This is a genomic window from Listeria swaminathanii, assembly GCF_014229645.1.
Lineage (GTDB): Bacteria > Bacillota > Bacilli > Lactobacillales > Listeriaceae > Listeria > Listeria swaminathanii.
On the sequence record NZ_JAATOD010000001.1, the window covers coordinates 1079305 to 1101908 of the forward strand.

At 39.0% G+C, this 22604-nt stretch carries 21 protein-coding genes; 15 read left to right on the forward strand and 6 right to left on the reverse strand.

Features of this window, described 5'->3' with window-relative positions; all coding sequences use genetic code 11:
* Positions 1-53 precede the first annotated feature (53 nt).
* From HCX62_RS05445 to HCX62_RS05470, 6 genes are all read left to right on the forward strand, one after another.
* Positions 54-920 (forward strand): phosphate acyltransferase, encoded by an 867-nt coding sequence (locus tag HCX62_RS05445; protein WP_185637503.1) that lies wholly within the window; start codon positions 54-56, stop codon positions 918-920.
* Between the two features lie 136 nt (positions 921-1056).
* On the forward strand, positions 1057-2124 hold the full coding sequence (gene buk / locus HCX62_RS05450) for a butyrate kinase (protein ID WP_185637504.1): 1068 nt from the start codon (positions 1057-1059) through the stop codon (positions 2122-2124).
* A 14-nt stretch (positions 2125-2138) separates the two neighbouring features.
* Positions 2139-3566, forward strand: a complete 1428-nt coding sequence (gene lpdA / locus HCX62_RS05455; RefSeq protein WP_185637507.1) for a dihydrolipoyl dehydrogenase — start codon at positions 2139-2141, stop codon at positions 3564-3566.
* A gap of 24 nt (positions 3567-3590) precedes the next feature.
* Complete coding sequence (locus tag HCX62_RS05460) at positions 3591-4586, forward strand: thiamine pyrophosphate-dependent dehydrogenase E1 component subunit alpha (RefSeq protein ID WP_003722498.1); 996 nt, start codon at positions 3591-3593, stop codon at positions 4584-4586.
* 16 nt (positions 4587-4602) lie between these two features.
* The gene (locus HCX62_RS05465; RefSeq protein WP_185403091.1) at positions 4603-5586 is read left to right on the forward strand and encodes an alpha-ketoacid dehydrogenase subunit beta; all 984 of its coding nucleotides are present in this window, start codon (positions 4603-4605) and stop codon (positions 5584-5586) included.
* 30 nt (positions 5587-5616) lie between these two features.
* Positions 5617-6864: a dihydrolipoamide acetyltransferase family protein gene (locus tag HCX62_RS05470; protein ID WP_185637509.1), complete on the forward strand. Its 1248-nt coding sequence runs from the start codon at positions 5617-5619 to the stop codon at positions 6862-6864.
* 157 nt (positions 6865-7021) lie between these two features.
* Here the strand turns inward: HCX62_RS05470 and prli42 are convergent, their stop codons facing one another.
* Complete coding sequence (prli42, locus tag HCX62_RS05475) at positions 7022-7117, reverse strand: stressosome-associated protein Prli42 (protein WP_087942097.1); 96 nt, start codon at positions 7115-7117, stop codon at positions 7022-7024.
* 122 nt (positions 7118-7239) lie between these two features.
* Here prli42 and HCX62_RS05480 point away from each other — a divergent pair, with 122 nt between their 5' ends.
* The 4 genes from HCX62_RS05480 to HCX62_RS05495 all read left to right on the forward strand — a co-directional run bounded on the left by HCX62_RS05480 (position 7240) and on the right by HCX62_RS05495 (position 12217).
* On the forward strand, positions 7240-8334 hold the full coding sequence (locus HCX62_RS05480; RefSeq protein ID WP_185637511.1) for a M20/M25/M40 family metallo-hydrolase: 1095 nt from the start codon (positions 7240-7242) through the stop codon (positions 8332-8334).
* Between the two features lie 144 nt (positions 8335-8478).
* Positions 8479-9897, forward strand: coding sequence for an NADP-dependent phosphogluconate dehydrogenase (gene gnd / locus HCX62_RS05485; protein WP_185637513.1), 1419 nt, complete (start codon positions 8479-8481; stop codon positions 9895-9897).
* A gap of 191 nt (positions 9898-10088) precedes the next feature.
* Positions 10089-10769 (forward strand): response regulator transcription factor, encoded by a 681-nt coding sequence (locus tag HCX62_RS05490; RefSeq protein ID WP_003719652.1) that lies wholly within the window; start codon positions 10089-10091, stop codon positions 10767-10769.
* A complete protein-coding gene (locus HCX62_RS05495; RefSeq protein WP_185391317.1) occupies positions 10766-12217 on the forward strand; it encodes a HAMP domain-containing sensor histidine kinase in 1452 nt (483 codons plus the stop codon). The genes HCX62_RS05490 and HCX62_RS05495 overlap by 4 nt, the downstream gene beginning before the upstream one ends.
* A gap of 36 nt (positions 12218-12253) precedes the next feature.
* Here the strand turns inward: HCX62_RS05495 and yidC are convergent, their stop codons facing one another.
* From yidC to HCX62_RS05510, 3 genes are all read right to left on the reverse strand, one after another.
* Entirely contained in the window at positions 12254-13081 is an 828-nt protein-coding gene (gene yidC / locus HCX62_RS05500) for a membrane protein insertase YidC (protein ID WP_185637515.1), read from the reverse strand.
* A 36-nt stretch (positions 13082-13117) separates the two neighbouring features.
* Positions 13118-13399: a hypothetical protein gene (locus HCX62_RS05505; protein WP_185637517.1), complete on the reverse strand. Its 282-nt coding sequence runs from the start codon at positions 13397-13399 to the stop codon at positions 13118-13120.
* Between the two features lie 85 nt (positions 13400-13484).
* Positions 13485-13766 (reverse strand): acylphosphatase, encoded by a 282-nt coding sequence (locus HCX62_RS05510; RefSeq protein WP_003722507.1) that lies wholly within the window; start codon positions 13764-13766, stop codon positions 13485-13487.
* Between the two features lie 139 nt (positions 13767-13905).
* Here HCX62_RS05510 and HCX62_RS05515 point away from each other — a divergent pair, with 139 nt between their 5' ends.
* Positions 13906-14253, forward strand: coding sequence for a DUF1033 family protein (locus tag HCX62_RS05515; protein ID WP_185637519.1), 348 nt, complete (start codon positions 13906-13908; stop codon positions 14251-14253).
* Positions 14254-14291: 38 nt separating this feature from the next.
* Entirely contained in the window at positions 14292-15368 is a 1077-nt protein-coding gene (gene fni, locus HCX62_RS05520; protein ID WP_185637520.1) for a type 2 isopentenyl-diphosphate Delta-isomerase, read from the forward strand.
* 39 nt (positions 15369-15407) lie between these two features.
* On the opposite strand, the gene trhO is transcribed toward fni, so the two are convergent.
* A complete protein-coding gene (gene trhO / locus HCX62_RS05525; protein ID WP_185502202.1) occupies positions 15408-16367 on the reverse strand; it encodes an oxygen-dependent tRNA uridine(34) hydroxylase TrhO in 960 nt (319 codons plus the stop codon).
* Positions 16368-16618: 251 nt separating this feature from the next.
* Between trhO and HCX62_RS05530 the strand changes: the two genes are divergently transcribed.
* Together HCX62_RS05530 and HCX62_RS05535 are read left to right on the forward strand one after the other, a co-directional pair.
* The gene (locus tag HCX62_RS05530) at positions 16619-17545 is read left to right on the forward strand and encodes a YitT family protein (protein WP_185637521.1); all 927 of its coding nucleotides are present in this window, start codon (positions 16619-16621) and stop codon (positions 17543-17545) included.
* A gap of 151 nt (positions 17546-17696) precedes the next feature.
* The gene (locus HCX62_RS05535) at positions 17697-19970 is read left to right on the forward strand and encodes an FtsK/SpoIIIE family DNA translocase (RefSeq protein WP_185637523.1); all 2274 of its coding nucleotides are present in this window, start codon (positions 17697-17699) and stop codon (positions 19968-19970) included.
* Between the two features lie 33 nt (positions 19971-20003).
* Here the strand turns inward: HCX62_RS05535 and proG are convergent, their stop codons facing one another.
* Complete coding sequence (proG, locus tag HCX62_RS05540; RefSeq protein WP_185637525.1) at positions 20004-20843, reverse strand: pyrroline-5-carboxylate reductase ProG; 840 nt, start codon at positions 20841-20843, stop codon at positions 20004-20006.
* A 353-nt stretch (positions 20844-21196) separates the two neighbouring features.
* Between proG and HCX62_RS05545 the strand changes: the two genes are divergently transcribed.
* Positions 21197-22270 (forward strand): BMP family lipoprotein, encoded by a 1074-nt coding sequence (locus tag HCX62_RS05545; protein ID WP_185391325.1) that lies wholly within the window; start codon positions 21197-21199, stop codon positions 22268-22270.
* The last annotated feature ends 334 nt before the right edge of the window (positions 22271-22604 follow it).

A 22604-nucleotide genomic window follows, 5' to 3' on the forward strand; every position in this document is an offset into this window, starting at 1 on the left:
AACAACTACTAATTCGAAATGCGGCTTTTTTGTGCGATAAAGGAGTTATTTTTATGACAAAAAGCAGATTTTTTACAGAAGTAGCAGACACAAGCTCATTTGTTTTTGCCGTAGCAGGTGCGGATGATGAAGTCGTACTAGAAACGATTCGTCTCGCATTAAACCAGAAACTAGGTAAATTTCTTTTATTTGGGAAACAGGAAGATAAAACGTTAACAGCGCATGAAAGTGTTACGTGGATTCAAGCGGATACAGCAGAAGCAGCTGCACAAGGTGCCATTTTAGCTGTGAAAAATAAAGAAGCCGATATTTTAGTCAAAGGATTTATTCCGACGGCTACATTGATGCGTCACGTGTTAAAAAAAGAAAACGGCTTGCGCACCAACCAACTGTTAAGCCAGATCGCCATTTTTGACATTCCGACTTATCATAAACCTTTACTAGTAACAGATTGCGCCATGAACGTCGCGCCAACAACGAAAGAAAAAATTGCGATTACAGAAAATGCGGTTGCGACTGCGCATAAAATTGGTATCGCCGAGCCTAAAATTGCTTTGCTCAGTGCTGTAGAAGAAGTGACAGAGAAAATGCCGTCTACCGTCGATGCTCAGGAAGTTGTGGAGCATTTTGGCAATAAAATCAATATCGCTGGACCGTTAGCGCTAGATGTAGCCATTTCAAAAGAAGCGGCCTTGCATAAAGGGATTACCGATAGTTCGGCTGGTGAAGCGGATATATTAATCGCTCCAAATATCGAAACAGGAAATGTTCTTTATAAATCGCTAGTATACTTTGCAGGAGCTAAGGTTGGCAGTGCGATTGTTGGCGCAAAAGTACCGATTGTGATTTCCTCAAGAAATGATACACCTGAGAATAAATTAGCTTCATTTATCCTAACTGTAAGAATGGTTGGAAAATGATGAAATAATGTGAATAGACGGACTTTAATAAACTGAATGCAAAGGCTTTTATATGATTACGACCTACGTGTTACAATAGTCCATGGGAAAATGATAACCTACTGCATTTTTCACAATTAAATTTGGAGGAAAGCAAATGTCTTTTGATGTTTTGACCATAAATCCTGGTTCCACGTCTACAAAACTCGCTGTTTACCAAGGCGATAAAGTACTTTTTGAAGAAACAGTCAGACACACAATGCAAGAACTAGCCGATTTTAACAATGTACAGGAACAATTTGATTTTAGATGGCAAGTTTTACGTCGAGTGATGGATGCATTTGGTTATGATGTAAAGAATCTACAAGCAGTAGTTGGAAGAGGTGGCTTACTTCGACCAGTTGCTGGTGGTACATATATGGTTACAGAAAAAATGATTGCAGATTTACAAGCAAATAAATACGGAGAGCACGCTTCGAATTTAGGTGCGATGCTAGCGAAGAAACTAGCAGATGAACTCGAAATTCCAAGTTTCATTGTCGACCCCGTTGTCGTTGATGAAATGCAGGCAATTGCCAGAGTTTCCGGGAATGCCTTTGTTGCGAGAAAAAGTATTTTCCATGCGTTGAATCATAAAGCAGCTGGTCGGAAAATTGCCAAACAACTAGGATCCGATTATGAAAAAATGAATTTCGTTATTGCCCATCTTGGCGGTGGGGTTTCAGTTGCTGCCCATCGACAAGGAAAAGCAGTTGATGTAAATAACGCTTTAGATGGAGATGGTCCTTTTAGTCCAGAACGGTCGGGCTCGCTTCCGATGAATGATTTTCTGGAAGCTTGTTTTAGCGGGAATTGGACGAAGCGTGAACTACATGATCTTATTGTTGGTCGCGGCGGAATGATTTCTTACTTAGAAACTAACAGCATGCTAGATGTAGAAGCTAGGGTGAAAGCCGGTGACGAAAAAGCCATCGAAGCTTTTGACGCAATGGCCTATCAGGTTAGTAAAGAAATTGGCGCTTGCTCCGTTGTCCTTCAAGGGAAGATTGACGCGATTATTTTAACTGGCGGACTTGCTAGAAGTGAGCTTTTTACACAAAAAATTACCGAGCAAACAAACTGGATAGCCAGTGTGATTATAGAGCCAGGAGAAGACGAATTAGAAGCATTAAATAGCGGCGTACAACGCGTGCTTGCTGGTCTTGAAGAAGGAAAAGTGTATTAAAAGGAGGAGATAATGTGGCAACAGAATATGATGTAGTTATTCTTGGCGGAGGAACTGGCGGTTACGTCGCAGCAATCCAAGCAGCTAAGAACGGCCAAAAAGTAGCTGTCGTTGAAAAAGGGAAAGTTGGTGGAACATGCCTTCACCGCGGATGTATTCCAACGAAAGCATTGTTACGTTCAGCTGAAGTTCTACAAACAGTAAAAAAAGCAAGTGAATTTGGTATCTCGGTTGAAGGAACTGCCGGAATCAATTTTTTACAAGCACAAGAAAGAAAACAGCAAATAGTAGATCAATTAGAAAAAGGTATCCACCAATTATTTAAACAAGGTAAAATTGACTTGTTTGTTGGAACGGGAACGATTTTGGGACCATCGATTTTTTCACCAACTGCTGGAACAATTTCAGTCGAATTTGAAGATGGCTCTGAAAATGAAATGCTAATTCCTAAAAACTTAATTATCGCGACTGGCTCCAAACCGCGCACATTAAATGGTTTAACAATCGATGAAGAAGATGTTTTATCATCTGACGGCGCGCTAAACCTTGAAACTTTACCAAAATCAATCATTATTGTTGGTGGCGGAGTTATCGGGATGGAATGGGCTTCGATGATGCATGATTTTGGCGTAGAAGTCACTGTGCTAGAATATGCCGACCGAATTTTGCCGACCGAAGATAAAGAGGTAGCGAAAGAATTAGCAAGACTGTATAAAAAGAAAAAACTAACGATGCATATATCTGCTGAAGTTCAAGCAGCTAGTTATAAAAAAACGGATACTGGTGTGGAAATTAAAGCGATCATCAAAGGCGAAGAGCAGACTTTTGCAGCGGATAAAATCCTTGTTTCCGTTGGGCGCTCAGCTAATACAGAAAACATCGGTTTACAAAACACGGATATCGCGACCGAAAACGGCTTTATCCAAGTAAATAATTTTTACCAAACAAAAGAAAGTCATATTTATGCGATTGGTGACTGTATACCAACGATTCAACTTGCGCACGTTGCAATGGAAGAAGGAACGATTGCAGCCAACCATATTGCAGGAAAAGCGACCGAAAAACTGGATTACGACTTAGTTCCACGCTGTATTTATACTTCTACTGAAATTGCCAGTGTCGGCATTACAGAAGAACAAGCGAAAGAACGCGGTCACGAAGTTAAAAAAGGTAAATTCTTCTTCCGTGGTATCGGGAAAGCGCTCGTTTACGGAGAATCAGACGGTTTCATTAAAATTATTGCAGATAAAAAGACAGATGATATCTTAGGCGTGAGCATGATTGGTCCACACGTAACGGACATGATTAGCGAAGCCGCTTTAGCGCAAGTTTTAAATGCAACGCCGTGGGAAGTGGGCAACACGATTCACCCGCACCCAACTTTATCAGAAAGTTTTAGAGAAGCTGCCCTTGCTGTGGATGGCAATGCAATTCATGGTTAATACAGCTTTAAAGGAGGAACAAAAATGACTTTAAAAGAAGCAGGTTTAACAGAAGATAAATTAATTAAAATGTATGAAACGATGTTAATGGCAAGAAGACTTGATGAGCGTATGTGGCTACTTAACCGTTCTGGGAAAATTCCTTTTACCATTTCTGGGCAAGGACAAGAAACGGCACAAATTGGCGCAGCGTTTGCCTTTGATTTAGATAAAGATTACGCATTACCATATTACCGCGATTTGGCAGTTGTGTTGGCGTTCGGGATGACAGCGAAAGACATTATGTTATCTGCCTTCGCTAAAGCCGAAGATCCAAACTCTGGCGGACGTCAAATGCCAGCTCACTTTGGTCAAAAATCAAACCGCATCGTTACACAAAGTTCACCAGTAACAACCCAGTTCCCGCACGCAGCAGGAATTGGTCTTGCAGCAAAAATGGCTGGTGACGAAATTGCAATTTATGCATCAACTGGGGAAGGATCTTCTAACCAAGGTGATTTCCATGAAGGAATCAACTTCGCATCTGTACATAAGTTGCCAGTTGTTTTCGTTATTCACAATAACCAATATGCCATTTCTGTGCCAGCATCGAAACAGTATGCCGCAGAAAAGCTATCTGACCGAGCAATTGGTTACGGCATCCCTGGTGAACGTGTTGACGGAACGAACATGGGAGAAGTGTATGCAGCATTTAAACGTGCCGCAGATCGCGCTAGAAACGGCGAAGGACCTACCTTAATCGAAACAGTTTCATACCGCTTCACGCCGCACTCCTCCGATGATGACGATAGCAGTTATCGTTCCAGAGAAGAAGTGAACGAAGCAAAAGGAAAAGATCCACTGACAATTTTCCAAACAGAACTACTTGAAGAAGGTTACTTAACCGAAGAAAAAATCGCTGAAATCGAAAAAAATATCGCTAAAGAAGTTAATGAAGCGACAGATTACGCGGAAAGTGCAGCATACGCTGAACCAGAATCATCTTTACTTTATGTATATGATGAAGAAGCGAATAGCTGATTAGGAGGGAATTTGAATGCCAGTCATTTCATATATTGATGCAATAACAATGGCGCTTAAAGAGGAAATGGAGCGCGACGATAAAGTATTTATTTTAGGAGAAGATGTAGGGAAAAAAGGCGGCGTATTTAAAGCGACTGCTGGCCTATATGATGAATTCGGTGAAGACCGAGTACTCGATACACCACTTGCTGAGTCTGCGATTGCCGGAGTTGGAATTGGCGCAGCGATGTATGGCTATCGTCCAGTGGCAGAAATGCAATTTGCTGACTTTATTATGCCTGCTGTGAACCAAATTATTTCAGAAGCATCCAGAATTCGCTATCGTTCCAATAACGATTGGTCTTGCCCGATGGTTATTCGCGCACCTTTTGGCGGCGGGGTACACGGAGCACTTTACCATTCTCAATCTGTCGAAAAAGTATTCTTTGGCCAACCTGGTTTGAAAATTGTTGTTCCATCTTCACCATACGATGCTAAAGGGCTTTTAAAGGCGGCGATTCGCGATAACGATCCAGTGCTTTTCTTTGAACATAAACGAGCTTACCGCTTACTAAAAGGCGAAGTGCCAGAAACAGATTATATCGTTCCAATCGGCAAAGCAAATGTTGTCCGCGAAGGCGATGATATTACCGTAATTACTTATGGACTTGCGGTTCAATTTGCGCAACAAGCAGCAGAACGTTTGGCAGCGGAAGGCGTAGAAGCGCATATTCTTGATTTACGTACAATTTACCCATTAGACCAAGAAGCGATTATCGAAGCAACGAAAAAAACAGGTAAAGTACTGCTTGTAACAGAAGATAATAAACAAGGAAGCATTATCAGTGAAGTAGCAGCGATTATTTCGGAGCATTGTCTATTTGATTTAGACGCACCGATTGCAAGACTGGCAGGACCAGATACGCCAGCAATGCCTTTTGCACCAACAATGGAAAAACACTTTATGATTAATCCAGATAAAGTGGCGGATGCAATGAAAGAATTAGCGGAATTTTAGACCCGTTTTAAATTAAAGGAGTGAAGACCCGTGGCAGTTGAAAAAATCACCATGCCCAAATTAGGGGAAAGTGTAACAGAAGGAACGATTAGCTCATGGTTAGTGAAACCAGGCGATACAGTCGAAAAATATGATGCTATCGCGGAAGTTTTAACTGACAAAGTAACAGCTGAAATCCCATCTTCTTTTAGCGGGACAATCAAAGAAATTTTAGCCGAAGAAGATGAAACGTTAGAAGTAGGCGAAGTGATTTGCACAATCGAAACAGTAGAGGCAGGCAGTTCAGAGCCAGTTGCTGAAGTAGAAAAGGCAGAAACTAAAGCGCCTGAAAAACAAGAAACGAAACAAGTTAAATTAGCAGAAGCACCAGCTAGCGGAAGATTTTCACCAGCTGTACTTCGAATTGCTGGTGAAAATAATATTGATTTATCAACCGTAGAAGGCACTGGTAAAGGTGGCAGAATTACAAGAAAAGATTTACTTCAAGTCATCGAAAATGGCCCAGTAGCCGCTAAAGCAGAAGTGAAAAGCACGCCAGAAGCAAAAACAGCCACTCCAACTCCCGTACGTTCAGCTGCCGGCGATAAAGAAATTCCAATTAATGGCGTAAGAAAAGCTATTGCGAAACATATGAGCGTCAGCAAGCAAGAAATCCCGCACGCATGGATGATGGTGGAAGTAGATGCAACTGGACTTGTTCGCTACCGTAATGCAGTCAAAGATAGCTTCAAAAAAGAGGAAGGTTACTCGTTAACTTATTTCGCCTTTTTCATCAAAGCTGTTGCACAAGCCTTAAAAGAATTCCCGCAACTTAACAGTACGTGGGCAGGAGATAAAATCATTGAGCACGCCAATATCAATATTTCCATTGCTATTGCGGCCGGCGATTTATTATATGTTCCAGTCATTAAAAATGCGGATGAAAAATCCATTAAAGGCATTGCTCGCGAAATCAGCGAACTTGCCGGAAAAGCACGTGCTGGCAAACTAAGCCAAGCGGACATGGAAGGTGGTACTTTCACCGTAAACAGTACTGGTTCATTTGGTTCTGTTCAATCTATGGGAATTATTAACCATCCGCAAGCAGCGATTCTTCAAGTAGAATCGATTGTTAAGCGTCCTGTCATTATTGATGATATGATTGCCGTACGCGATATGGTTAACCTATGCCTATCCATCGACCACCGTATTTTAGATGGCTTACTAGCAGGGAAATTCTTACAAGCAATTAAAGCCAATGTCGAAAAAATTTCCAAAGAAAATACAGCGTTGTATTAAAGATGTTTTAATCTAGGTTTAGCGGGTATTGTTTAGTACATCTAGATCCATACCCCTAAACTCCCTAGATGTCTTGGGTAGTACTTTCGGGTGCTGCTCTTTTTTTGAGGGAAAAAATAAAAAAAGTCTGAACCAAATTGGCTCAGACGACGGATACTTATAAAAACATTAATAACCCGGTTAAAACGCTGGATAATACAATCGCGATTAACATTAAAATAACGACAACGCGAACTACTTTTTTATTAGTCATTGCGGAAGAAAACTCCTCTCATAAAGCATTTCAGATATATCCATCTTACTGATAATTAAAGCAAATTTCAAGTGATTTCTTGATTTTTTTAGGCAAATAGGAAGAATGTAGGTGAAAATAAGATGATAGCCAATGTTAAAAAATATTTTACCGAATTAATCCAAATCCCATCCGTTTCTGGGAAAGAAAAAGCTATTTTAACTTACATAAAAAAACATTTAACCAAATTAGATATTCCCTATAGTTTAGACGAAAATTATGGCTTGATTGCGCGAATTCCGGCAACTAGAGAAAAATTTCCAACAATATTTTTCTGCAGTCATGTCGATACGCATCCAACTGCCGCCGCGCCTGTTTTTCAAATCGAGCAAGATGTATTTACTGCTACAAATGGGACTTCTTTAGGCGCAGATGATAAAGCAGCTGTTGCAGCCATGTTAGCGGCAATTGATTATTTTTGCACCGAAAAAACACCACACGGGGAAATTGAATTCATTTTTACAACAAAAGAGGAACTCGGAATGATCGGGATGCGGTTGTTTCCGGAAGAAAAAATTACAGCTGCATACGGATATTGTTTAGATGCGCCAGGCGAAGTAGGCAGTTATCAATTGCAAGCAAGTACGCTAGTTACGATGGAATTTACGATTGCGAGTTCTGATGCTACGCAAATGTCACCAATTTCCATTGCTAGAATGGCGCTACATGCAACACGACCAGGCCGAATTGACCGAGAAAATAAATGGGAAATTCAGTCGTTTTCTGGTGGGATAAATGATGAAAATGAGCAAGATGCCCAATTAGAAGTTCTGTTTACTTCAGCGGCTAGTTTTCGTAAAGCGCTTCTGCATATTCAAACAATTAGAGAACGTTTTGCGCAAACCTGCGAAAAGTATGGCGCGATATTAACGCATGATACGAAACTGATTTACGAAGGGTATCATATTCGCTCCAAGCATCCACTTATGAATATTTTTCAAAAAGCTGCCAAAAAACGCTCTTTAGAAACACATGAAATCCTGTTAGAAGGCGGAACTGATGCGAATGTATTAAATGAAAAGGGTGTCCCAACAATGCTCTTGTCGGCGGGATATGAAAATGCCCACACAGACAAAGAAACGATTTCCGTCAGGCAGTTAGAAAAACTTACACAGCTCGTGATTGACCTAGCAGAATCCGCCAAAAATGAGAAAATTTTACTCAGAAAGCTAAATTAATGAAAAAAAGTCAAATAATTCGGATTGATTCATTGTCCAAGAAGCAATTCTTTGATATAGTAAATGATGTTGATACTTTTATGTGTCATGTTGAAGTAAGACAGATTTTTCTGCCTTAATAAACCGGAAAGGAAGAAGTGCAAAATGGCAAAACAAGAAATTGGCGTTATAGGAATGGGCGTTATGGGCCGCAACTTGGCTCTAAATATTGAAAGCCGCGGTCATACAGTATCTATTTTTAACCGTTCTACTGAAAAAACGAAAGCGGTTATGGAAGAAAATGCGGACAAAAAATTAGTACCAACTTATAGTTTAGAGGAATTTGTCGAATCTCTTGAAGTGCCTCGCCGTATCCTTATTATGGTAAAAGCTGGCGATGCTACAGATATGATGATTGAAGCAGTTAAACCTTTCTTAAACGAAGGCGATATTTTAATCGATGGTGGTAATGCATTCTTTAAAGATACGATTCGTCGTAATAAAGAACTAAGCGAAGAAGGATTTAACTTCATCGGAACTGGTGTATCAGGCGGAGAAGAAGGTGCACTTAAAGGCCCTTCCATCATGCCAGGTGGTCAACGCAAGGCATATGACCTTGTAGCCCCTATTTTACGTGAAATTGCTGCAGTAGCAGACGGAGAACCTTGTGTGACTTATATTGGTCCAGATGGTGCCGGACATTACGTTAAAATGGTGCATAACGGTATCGAATACGGCGATATGCAATTAATTGCAGAAGCTTACACGATTTTGAAAGAAATTGGTGGATTAAGCCACGATGAACTTGCTGATGTATTTGAAGAATGGAATAACGGCGAACTTGATAGCTATTTAATCGAGATCACTAAAAATATCCTAAAAGTAAAAGACGAAGAAACAGGCAAACCAATTGTTGATGTTATTCTTGATAAAGCTGGCCAAAAAGGAACTGGTAAATGGACAAGCCAAAGCGCACTTGACTTAGGTGTTCCACTTTCCTTAATTACAGAATCTGTATTTGCTCGTTATATCTCTGCACTTAAAGACGAACGCGTTTATGCAAGCACTGTTTTAAATGGTCCATCTAACTATCATTTTGAAGGCGACAAAAAAGAATTTGTTGAATCTGTTCGCCGCGCACTTTACTTCAGCAAAATCGCATCTTATGCACAAGGTTTTGCTCAAATGAGAGCTGCTAGCGAAGAGTACAACTGGGATTTACAATACGGCGAAATCGCGAAAATTTTCCGCGCTGGTTGTATTATCCGTGCTCGTTTCCTACAAAAAATTACAGATGCTTATAACCAAGATAAAAACCTTAAAAACTTGCTATTAGATCCTTATTTCAAAGATATCGCGCATAACTACCAAGGCGACCTTCGTACAGTTGTTGCAGAAGCAGTAAAAGCTGGAATTCCAGTGCCAACATTCACTGCAGCAATCAGCTACTACGACAGCTACCGTTCGGAAGTATTATCTGCAAATCTAATTCAAGCACAACGCGACTACTTTGGCGCTCATACGTATGAAAGAATCGACAAACCAGGCGTATTCCATACTGAATGGCCACAAGTAGAAGATTGATTTAAAAATACGGCATCCACTTTCACGAGTGGGTGCTTTTTTTATGAGATTTGAATTAGTAAATCATGGTAAAGTACTAAAAAATACAGGAAATATCTATTTATGCGCTGTTATTAGTTGTTTTTGAGCCAAAGTTCGTTACAATAGTAATAGGAATATAGTGTAATGACCGAAAGAGAGGGTTAGGCCAAATGAATAGAATATTAATCGTAGAAGATGAAAAAAACTTAGCGCGCTTTATTGAATTAGAATTACAACATGAAAATTATGAAACGGCAGTCGCTAATGATGGTCGTGCTGGACTCGAACTTGCATTAAATGAAGAATGGGATGCAATTTTACTTGATTTAATGTTGCCGCATTTAAACGGTGTAGAAGTTTGCCGTCGTGTACGTCAAGTAAAACAAACACCTATTATTATGATAACCGCACGTGACTCTGTCATTGACCGTGTATCAGGACTTGACCACGGAGCAGATGATTATATCGTTAAACCTTTTGCGATTGAAGAATTACTAGCACGTCTTCGTTCGCTATTACGCCGAGTGGAAAATGCAGAGCAATCTGCTAAACAAACGACGCTTCAATACCGAAACTTAATCGTTGAAAAAGAAAATCGAATTGTTAAACGCGATGAAGAAATCATTGACTTAACCAAACGAGAGTACGAACTTTTACTTACATTAATGGAAAATGTCAATATCGTTTTAACACGAGAAGTGCTGCTCAATAAAGTTTGGGGCTATGAAACAGAAGTAGAAACGAATGTAGTAGATGTATACGTTCGTTACTTACGAAATAAAATTGATCATCCTGACGAAGAAAGTTACATCCAAACAGTTCGCGGGACAGGGTATGTGATGCGTACATGACAACTAGCCCATTCTCCTTAAAAAGTCGTTCGTTGAAATTTAAATGGACTTTTGGAGCTAGTGCAGCGATTTTTCTAACATTTTTCTTATTTTCCTATGCGATTTATCAAGGGATTGGGCAAATGTTGCTAAATGAAGAAGAACCGGAAGTAAAAGAACTGCTTCTAGCGACAACAAGTACGTTAACAAATCAAGATTTAACCGACAATGAGGAAATTAAATATTTATTTAACAACGATAAAACCGTTAACCGCAAGTTGCAAGATCAGGTGATTAATCTCTATGATAAAGATGGCCATTTTATTAATAAGTATTATTTTTCTAGAAACCAAGATATCACTAGTATTGATTTTTCGCAGTATTTTGTTAGCGGCACGGATAAATTTATTATGAATAAACCAACGATTGATGGGCAGAAGATGATGACGGCGCAAATGCCGATTGTCGCGGACGATAATACGACCGTGATTGGTTATGCGCAAGTCGTAAACCCGCTCACTTCCTATAATCGGATGATGGATCGACTGCTTGTTACGATGATTTTACTCGGAGCAGTGGCGCTCTTTATTAGTGGAATGCTCGGCTACTTGTTAGCTCAAAACTTCTTGAACCCGCTCACTCGTTTAGCGCGCTCCATGAACGATATCCGTAAAAATGGTTTCCAAAAACGCATCGAAACGCAAACGAATTCTCGAGATGAAATCGGCGAATTGACCGTCGTCTTTAATGATATGATGACGCGCATCGAGACAAGTTTTGAACAGCAAAAACAATTTGTTGAGGATGCTTCCCATGAATTACGGACGCCTGTTCAAATTATGGAAGGCCATTTAAAACTACTGACTCGCTGGGGAAAAGATGATCCGGCGGTACTTGATGAATCATTAAATGCTTCTTTAACAGAACTCGAACGCATGAAAAAATTAGTACAAGAAATGCTTGACTTATCCAGAGCAGAACAAATTTCACAAACAAAAGAATTACAAATTACGGATGTAAATGCGACAGTGGAGCAAGTAAGACGTAATTTTGAAGTTATGTATGAGAATTTCACTTTTACTTTAAAAGAAGATGATACGGATTTACGAGCGCTTATTCAGCATAATCATTTAGAGCAAATCTTAATTATTATTATGGACAACGCCGTGAAGTATTCGGGTGATGGCACAGAAGTGGATATGCATGTTTATAAAGAACAAAAGCAAATCCATATCGATGTGCGTGATTACGGGGAAGGTATCTCACAAGAAGAAATTGACAAGATTTTTAATCGTTTCTATCGTGTAGATAAAGCTAGAAGCCGTGAAAAAGGCGGTAATGGTCTCGGACTTGCGATTGCTAAACAATTAGTCGAAGGATATTTAGGAACGATTAATGCTGTTAGCGAGCCAGATAAAGGCACAACCATCAAAATCACACTTCCATATATTGAACCAAAATCCAAATAGAAAAACCGCAACCTTATGACGAGGTTGCGGTTTCTTTTATTTTTCTTTCTTTTGTTCTTCCACGATTTGTTCAAATTCTTTTTCTTCTTGTTCCATTACTTTAATTTCTGGATGTTTATTCATGTAAAGTTTTTTCGTTAGTAATGTTTGACCTGCTAAGAAGAGTCCGCCGACAGCCCAGTATAATGCTAGAGCAGAAGGAGCTGTAAAGGAAACGAACAAAATCATAATTGGTGACATTAAACCGATAATTTTCATTTGTTTCTTTTGTTCTGGTGAATAACCAATCATTGAAACAAAATATTGTGCTAGATAGACAAGGCCGGCGATAACCGCAAGCACCATATCCGGTGTACCTAGGTTAAACCATAAGAATGTGTGTTCCGCAATTTCAGATGAACCGCGAATCGCATAATAGAACGCCATCAAAATCGGCATTTGAATAAGTAGTGGTAAACAACCCATTTGCATTGGATTGATATTATACTTGGAATACACAGTCATCATTTCTTTTTGGATAGTTGCTTGTTCTTCTTTCGATGTAGCACGTTTTAAACGCGCTTGAATTTCGTCGATTTCCGGTTTAGCAACAGCCATTTTCGATTGCATACCCATTTGAGCTTTGGCAGTACGTAAGTTTAGCGGCATAATTAGCGCACGGATAAGGAGCGTTGTAATAATAATCGCGATCCCGTAATTACCACCAACAAACTTTGCAACAGTCACAATGAAGCTAGTAAATGGTTGAATCAGGTAAGTGCTGAAAAAACCATCTGTATTTTGTGACGGGTCCATACTACAACCTGTAAGTAATAGTAGAGCACCGAGTAAAACGCTAATTAAAATAATATTTTTCTTTTTCAATGTTTCATTTTCCTCCTAAATAGTAAAATAATCACTTTATATGTTGGAAAATGAAAAGCTGTCTTCATCATCAGTGATGGCGCTACATTTCCTAGTTATCGCCAGCCAATTAATAATAAAATTCGGCGAGTTTCTATAAAAATGTGCTCGAAGTGAAATCTTTACTGGCTTTAAGCAGATAGCGTCAGCGGGTAGCACCATTTTCGGTTTTAATAATGTAATTGCCGACCAATAACTGAAGATCGTCAACATTAATAAAAACGTCACTGTGAGTGAAATGAATTCTGGTTCAAGTAAGATTTGCAAAATGGAAATCATGCCACGCAGTCGCTCCTTTCAAGGTTTTAGTACTCATTAACTATAATGCAAAAAGAGCTATAGCACAACTACTATTTTTGGAATTTTAATAAACGATATCAAACGTTTTTCGTTCTTCTACAGGCGCCCCTTTATAAATGTAAACATGCTCGATGCGGCAACCGGGGGAAGGTCCTTTTTTTATTGCATCGATAAATTTATTTAAGTTTTCTTCTTCTGCAATTGCATGGATTTCAACGGAACCATCGTCTAAATTTTTCACTGTTCCACTAATATCGTATTTGTAAGCGACATGTTTTGTGGTGTAACGAAATCCAACACCCTGCACAAATCCAGTTACTCTCAAAATCGCTGTATCTCTAGCCATGGCAAAACCAACTCCTTTTATTTTTCCTCACTACCAGTGTATCTTTTTTTGCCGTTACTTTCAAAAATTTGCATTCCGGTATTTCGAGAAAGCTTATGCTATAATAGGTGTATTATATTTACTGTTGGGAGTTTTTGATATGACAAAATGGAATGTCTATCTAACTAAAGGAGAATACGAGCCTTGGTGGTTTTTCGAGGAGTGGGAAACATCCATTCAAGCAGAATATTCTTTTTCTGATAAAGAAGCAGCTTTTCTGAAGTACCAAGAATTAGCAGAGGACTTACTGCGGAATTATCCTAACCATCAAACAAAAAAAGATTGTTTGCTTGCTGCTTGGAACGAAGAAGAAGTGGAATATTGTGAGGACTGTGAAGATGATATTCAAACATTTCACGGGCTTATCTTATTTTTAGACGGGGAAGTATATCAACCAACTCCTGATGAGCGAGAAACAATTTTTAAAAATGTTTTAACGTTTGCTTGAGGCGAAAAGAAATTAGTTATTTTTTGGAGGATTAACACATGCAGAAGAACGATGACCTATTAAGAGAACGTCGAAAAGACGAACACGTTGCTCTTGGCGTAAAACAAAATGAGCGGTTAGCGCCATCAAGTTTAGAAGATATCCAGCTAATCGGAACGTCTATCCCGCGCTATAATGTAAAAGATATTGATTTAACAACTACCATTTTTGGGACAAATGTTCCGTTCCCATTTTATATTAATGCGATGACAGGGGGCAGTCGGCATACGAAGAAGATCAATGCTGAACTTGCTGAAATAGCGCGTGAAGTAGCTATCCCAATGGCCGTTGGTTCGCAGTCTGCAGCTCTAAAAAATAGTTCACTCATAGATACGTATAAAATTGTGAGAGAAATTAATCCAAATGGCGTAATTTTAGCGAATGTCAGTCCAGAAGTGGCAATTTCAGACGGCTTGCGTGCAGTCGAAATGTTAGAGGCGAATGCCCTGCAAGTTCATATTAATCCGGCGCAAGAATTAGTTATGCAAGAAGGCGACCGAGCTTTCAGTCACTGGCTGACAAGAATAGAAGAGTATGTAAAACTTTCACCAGTACCAGTTGTTGTGAAAGAAGTTGGCTTTGGTATGACGAGAGAAACCGTTAAGACATTAGCTGAAGTTGGTGTAGAAACAGTCGATTTAGCTGGAAAAGGTGGAACGAATTTTGCGCAAATTGAAAACGATCGTCGCCGTGACCAAGCCTATGACTTTTTACTTGATTGGGGTATTTCGACAGGGCAAGCATTAATCGATATGCAACACGCCGATGCACCGAAGATAGCTTACTTAGCATCAGGTGGCATTCGAAATCCACTAGATATCGTGAAAGCTTTGGCACTTGGAGCAGATAGCGTTGGTATGGCTGGACAAATTATCTATGCACTAAAAAAAGACGGCACAACAAAAACCATCGAAAAACTCGAACTTTGGAAAGAACAGCTACGTGGCTTATTTGTTTTAGCGGATGCCAAAAATATCGCGGAACTAAAGACAACCCCGTTAATCATCAGTGGCGAACTTGCTAACTGGGGAAACTTACGTGGAATTGATTTAATCGGACTTGCGAATAGAAAATAAAAACCAGCTGCTATTTATTTAGCAAAGCTGGTTTTTTATTTATTGAACCATTTCTGGTAAAGTTTCATCAATTGCTTGAAGACGTTCTGTGAATTCTTCTTTAGATAAATTTTTCGTATAAAGATTTGCTGGATGAACGCGGCAATCATGCGAACAACTACGCAAATATTTTTCTTCGTTTTGTGTAGAAGCAAGGATTTGCTTATTACAGTACGGATTAGCACAATTAATGTAACGTTCGCAAGGTGTGCCGTCAAAGTAATCTTTCCCAACAATGGTAGGATTTACTTGATTAATCGGAACCGCGATCCGCTCATCAAAAACGTACATTTGACCGTCCCAAAGTTCTCCTTGTGTTTCTTCATTTTTGCCGTAAGTGGCAATCCCGCCGTGTAGTTGACTAACATCGTCAAAACCAGCTGTTTTTAACCAACCAGAAAATTTCTCACAACGAATGCCGCCAGTACAGTAGGTTACGATTTTTTTGTCTGCAAGTTGCTCACGATTATCTTCAATCCAAGCTGGCAACTCGCGGAAATTTTGAATATCTGGACGGACAGCGCCGCGGAAATGACCAATATCAAATTCATAATCGTTTCGAGCATCTAAAATCACTGTTTCTTCGTCCAAAAGGGCTTCCCGAAACTCAGCTGGTTCTAAGTAAGTCCCAGTTACTTCTAACGGATTTACATCTTCTTCTAAACTTAAACTAACAATTTCAGTACGAGGTCTAACATGCATCTTCTTAAACGCATGAGAGTCAGCTGCATCAATTTTAAAAACCATATCAGCGAAGCGAGCGTCATTTGCCATGTATTCGATATACTTGTTTGTTGCTTCTACTGTTCCAGAAACGGTGCCATTAATCCCCTCAGACGCCACCAAAATCCGGCCTTTCAATTCCATTTCTTTGCAAGCCGCAAGATGCTCTTTTGCAAAAGTTTCTGGATCATCAATCGTTGTGTATTTGTAATATAACAACACTTGATAGTCACTCATAATCTTATCACCCTTCAAAATGTATTTCATGTGTAAGAATAATTCTCCACAAGTTTGCGCATTAATACTATACTATAGCAAATTCAGACTGGCAAGTAACCGAACTGCAAAATAAATGCTTCTTATTATTAACTATATGTACAAGTACAAAACAGCTATGGTATACTTATTAAATATGAAGCGAAAATTTTGTTGATGGAAACGAATCTTGTTTTCATTGCCTAAAATAAAGAATGAAGTAAGGATTGGGCGTGAGCTATGTGCAAATAAATGAATCGTTTATGGAAGAACTAGCTTTAAAAAAAGTAAAACAAGAACGCAGAAAAAGGTTAAAGTGGTTTGTTTATAAATTTTTAATGATTACCTTTGGGGCGATTTTAATGGGGGTTGGGCTGGAGCTTTTCCTTGTAAATAACCGTATTTTAGATGGCGGGGTCGTGGGTATTTCTATTATTATTTCGCAACTAACACCGCTACCACTAGGGGTTTTGACCTTTGTACTTAATATCCCGTTTTTCATTATTGGTTACCGGAAAATCGGCAAGGTATTTGCGCTATTTACACTGTACGGGATTGCGGTCATGTCGATAGTGACACTCGTTTTACATGATATGGATCCAGTGACAGATGATTTGTTGCTAGCTACCGTATTTGGCGGGATGACGCTTGGCTTAGGCGTAGGGCTTGTTATTCGTAATGGTGGGGCGCTAGACGGGACTGAAATTATTTCGATTATCATCAACGGTCGGACGCCATTTTCAACGGGGCAAATTATTATGTTTATTAATATCGTCATTTTTATCATTGCAGGGCTTGTGTTCAACTGGGACCGAGCGATGTATTCATTAATTACATATTTCCTAGCATATAAAGTGATTGATATTGTTATTCAAGGTGTAGATGAATCGAAAAGTGCTTTTATTATTAGTCGCTATTACGAGGAAATCGGTGCAGAAATTATGGAACAACTTGGTAAAGGGGTCACATACTTAGACGCAACTGGCGGATATTCCGGCGATGTAAGAAAAGTAGTTTTCGTTATCGTCTCAAGATTTGAAGAAGTAAAAGTGAAAGCAATTCTGGACGAAATTGATCCAGAGGCATTCTTAGCAGTCGGAGGAAGTATGTCAGAAGTCCGTGGCGGAAAGCTAATGAACACGAAAACACCACACCTATAACAAACAAAAAACCATGTATCTTTTATTCGAGATATATGGTTTTTTGACGAAAGGAAACATTTGTTTGTATAATAGGGCTATAGTATGAGCGACAGAACGAATAGATGTGCTATAATAAAACAAGCAAAAAAAGGAATGGGTGGGACTTGAAATGGCGACACAGAAGAAAAAAACGAGCGGACGAAAAAAATCGTCAACACGTTCAAAGAAAAAACAATCAGCCTCTTTTCGTTTAGAAATAACTGGGGTTGTTTTGATAGCAATAGGAATTATCGGACTTTTACAACTAGGTTTTGTTGGCCGAGGTTTTTTTGCGCTGGCTGAAATGTTTGTTGGTCTTCTAAGCTATGTATTACTTGCTGGAAGTGTGATACTCGGCGGTTACATGGTGATTAGAAGGAAAATGCCGCACCTTTTTAGCAAACGGTTAGTAGGGATTTATCTAATTATTTTAGGTTTTTTAACATATATACATATGTATTTTATTATTCACAACTTAGGGGCAAATGCGTCCGTTATTTCTAGTACATGGAAATTAGTGCTAGAAAATCTATTTAGACCAAATCAAGTGGGCTTTGTTGGTGGAGGGATGATTGGAGCTGTCATTACTTCGATTACGTACTTCTTATTAGACCGTCTCGGCACTAATTTGATTGCTGCGCTACTAATTATTTATGGCTTTTCCCTTGTATCAGGTATTTCTATCCGCCAATTTTTCGCGAAAATAACAGAATTTGTGCGTTACCTATTTACAAAAGGAAAAGTGGCAACGGAAAAAGGCAAAGAAGTAAAAGCAAAACGAGATAAAAAGAAAGCTGAGAAAATCGTAGAAGCAGAGCCAGACGAAGTAATGGATCTAATAGAGCCTGTTCAAGAAGAAAAAGTACCACCGATTATTTCTAATTTCAGCTCAAAAGTGGAACAAGAACAAGCGCCAGTAGAAGAAAAAATAGAACAAAAAGAACCAGCGTTAGAAATGTTCCAACAAGAATCTTTTGAAAATGAGATTTATCAATTACCGCCAGTAGATATTTTAGCTCCAGCCAAAGTGACTGATCAAAGTAAAGAATATGATCAAATTAAAGTGAATGCTAAAAAACTAGAAGATACCTTTGAAAGTTTTGGTGTAAAAGCGAAAATTACACAAGTACACCTTGGACCAGCTGTTACAAAATACGAGGTACAGCCATCTGTTGGTGTCAAAGTAAGTAAAATTGTTTCTTTAAGTGATGATATCGCCCTTGCTTTAGCTGCAAAAGATATCCGTATCGAAGCGCCAATTCCTGGAAAATCCGCGATTGGTATTGAGGTAGCAAATCAAAATGTGGCAATGGTATCCTTACGTGAAGTGTTAGAAAACAACCCTAAAAACAATCCAGAAGAGAAATTACAAATCGCGCTTGGTCGTGATATTTCTGGTGAAGCAATGATGGCTAGTTTGGATAAAATGCCCCATTTACTTGTCGCAGGGGCAACTGGTAGTGGGAAATCTGTTTGTATTAACGGTATTATTACGAGCATTTTACTTCGCGCTAAACCACATGAAGTGAAAATGATGATGATTGATCCAAAAATGGTCGAGCTAAATGTGTATAACGGCATTCCGCATTTACTTGCACCCGTTGTAACCAATCCTAAAAAAGCAGCACAAGCTTTACAAAAAGTTGTTGCTGAGATGGAACGCCGCTATGATTTATTCTCACATACTGGTACACGTAATATGCAAGGCTACAACGATTACGTGAAAAAACAAAATGAACTCAATGATGAAAAACAACCAGCGTTGCCATTTATCGTTGTTATTGTAGATGAATTAGCTGATTTAATGATGGTTGCTTCAAACGATGTAGAAGATGCAATTACACGACTTGCGCAAATGGCACGTGCGGCGGGAATACATTTAATTATCGCAACGCAACGACCATCTGTTGATGTTATTACCGGCGTTATTAAAGCAAATATCCCATCTCGAATTGCTTTTGCTGTATCAAGTTCCATTGACTCAAGAACCATTTTGGATATGGGTGGGGCAGAGAAATTACTAGGACGAGGAGACATGCTTTTGCTGCCAGTTGGATCAAGTAAGCCAACGCGGATTCAAGGAGCTTTTTTATCTGATGCAGAGGTAGAAGATGTTGTTAATTACGTTATTTCACAACAAAAAGCACAATATAGCGAAGAAATGATTCCTGATGATATTCCAGAAGTTGAGGGAGAAGTGACGGATGAACTTTATCATGAAGCGGTAGAACTTGTTGTAGAAATGCAAACAGCTTCCGTTTCGATGTTACAAAGAAAATTCCGAATCGGCTATAATCGTGCGGCAAGATTGATTGATGAGATGGAACAAAGAGGCGTTGTTGGCCCGCATGAAGGCAGCAAGCCAAGACGAGTGAATGTTGAAATTAGCCCTGAACACGAATAAAAAAAGGTTGCGACTAAAAATCGCAACCTTTTTTTATGAAAGTAAATCCTGTTTTTGTGCTTGAATTTCTTTTTTACTAGATGCATATTTTGTTTGCGTTCGGTCAAGCAGTTCATCAAAGAATTTCGGTAACTCAGACTCGCTAAGTTCCACGCCTTCCGCTGTGATACCGCCTTTTGTGGCAACCCGTTCAATCAATCCGCTAAATGTATAATCTTCTTCCACTAACAGCTTGGATGTGCCCGCTAAAGCAAAATTAATCATCTGGAACACTTCGGCATCCGAAAGTGAAGATCTCCTAAGAGCAGCCTCCACGAATTGCTCAAAAATAGCAGCAATAATACCAGGGGAAGAGCTAGTTAAATCACTTGCAATATCGATATTTTCTTCGCGAATGGTCATAACATGTCCAAAATGCTCAAATGTGCTTTCTAACCAAGTGCTATTCGTTTTAGTAACAGTATCCGCATGCGCGATTAAAGTGGTTCCTACGCCAACAGCAGTCGTAATAGAAGGGATTAATTTACTAATTTGTAACTCAGGAGAGATAGCCAAAATATCCGAAGTGCTAACTCCCGCCGCGATGGAAACTACATGACGTTCCGATGTTAGTACTGCCGCACAATCTTTTATAATTGGCAAAACAGCAAGCGGTAATTTACAAATAAAGCTGTGCGCTGCTTTTGTAAATACTTCTGCTTCATGACTAGCTAATTCCGCGGTTGGATATTTATCATAAAATTGTTTAAAATGCTCGTTTTCGGAACTGGAATAAAGGATGATTTCTTCGGGAGCTGCAACCTCAGTTTCAATTATTTTAGTCGCAATTAACGACGCCATGCTTCCAAAACCAATAAACCCTATTTTTGTCATTTTCATCCCGCCTTTCATCATTGATTTTTATTATGAAGGGAATAAAATCGGATTGCAACTAAATTTGATTGTTTGCTTTTTCACGTTAACGCGCTTGTGCCTAAGGATTGACGAAAAAGCGAATGATTCCGATAGAATTAAATTTTCTGAATTCATTTGCATTAAAAATTTATGAAGTTGGTTATTTATTTATTTTATTTTCCATGTTATATTAAGAACAGTTGGAGAAGACGTTAAATGTTTTTGTGCGTTTTCCGAAAAAGGGACCATACATAATTTTCTAATACGCGCCTGAATGTTTGTTTTGACAGATAGCTCTAACTAACATTATATCTCTCGGGAGGGGTTTTAAGGTGAAAAAGCGTACATTTGCTTTAGCACTATCAATGATTATTGCTTCTGGCGTTATCCTAGGTGCTTGTGGTTCGAGCAGCGACGATAAAAAAAGTAGCAGTGATAAGAGCAGTAAAGATTTTACAGTAGCAATGGTAACAGATACTGGTGGTGTTGATGACCGTTCGTTTAACCAATCTGCATGGGAAGGCTTACAAAAATTTGGTAAAGCTAACGACATGGAAAAAGGTACTGATGGTTACAACTACTTGCAATCAGCTTCTGAAGCAGACTACAAAACAAACTTAAACACTGCTGTTCGTAGCGACTATGATTTAATTTATGGAATTGGTTACAAACTGAAAGATGCAATTGAAGAAGTTTCTAAACAAAAACCTAAAAATCAATTCGCTATTGTTGATGACACAATTGATGACCGTGATAATGTAGTAAGTATTGGATTTAAAGATAACGATGGTTCTTACCTAGTTGGTGTTGTAGCCGGCTTAACAACAAAAACAAATAAAGTTGGATTTGTTGGTGGGGTAAAAGGAACTGTTATCGACCGTTTTGAAGCTGGTTTCACTGCTGGTGTAAAAGCTGTTAATCCTAACGCACAAATTGATGTGCAATATGCAAACGATTTCGCTAAAGCAGACAAAGGACAACAAATCGCTTCTTCCATGTATTCAAGTGGAGTTGACGTAATTTTCCATGCTGCTGGTGGTACTGGTAACGGTGTCTTTGCAGAAGCTAAAAACTTGAAGAAAAAAGATCCTAGCCGTGCTGTTTGGGTAATCGGTGTTGACCGTGACCAATGGGACGAAGGAAAAGTTACAGCAAACGATGGCAAAGATTACAATGTAACACTTACATCTGAAATCAAACGCGTTGATATCGCTGTTGATGACCTTGCAACTCGTGCTAAAGCTGGAGATTTCCCAGGCGGAACTAAAATTGAATACGGTCTTGATAAAGATGCTGTAGGGCTTTCTGAACATCAAGATAATATTTCAAAAGACGTTTTAGCTAAAGTAGAAGAATACAAACAAAAAATCGTTGATGGGGACATTAAAGTTCCAGAAAAACCTTGATTTTATAGTTATAAAAACTGAGTAATACGAACGAAGTAAAACCTTTTATGAAAGTCGGCATGGAACACGCCGACTTTCATAAAAAATTAATTTGTAAGCGTTTTAATTTGATAGGTAAACCCTTTTACTAAAAGAAAATAATCGGTATATTGGAATTTATGATTGCAATGAATGCCATTTAGAAATAAAATAAGGAGATGGCTTTTTTAATCGCTTAAAAATGCAAGGCAAGCTTTCGTACATAGATGGTATAATAAAACGTGTTTTTACAACATACCAAAGCATTTAAGCGAGGAAGTCATTGAACAACAAACGGATAAAAAACTCGGAACCT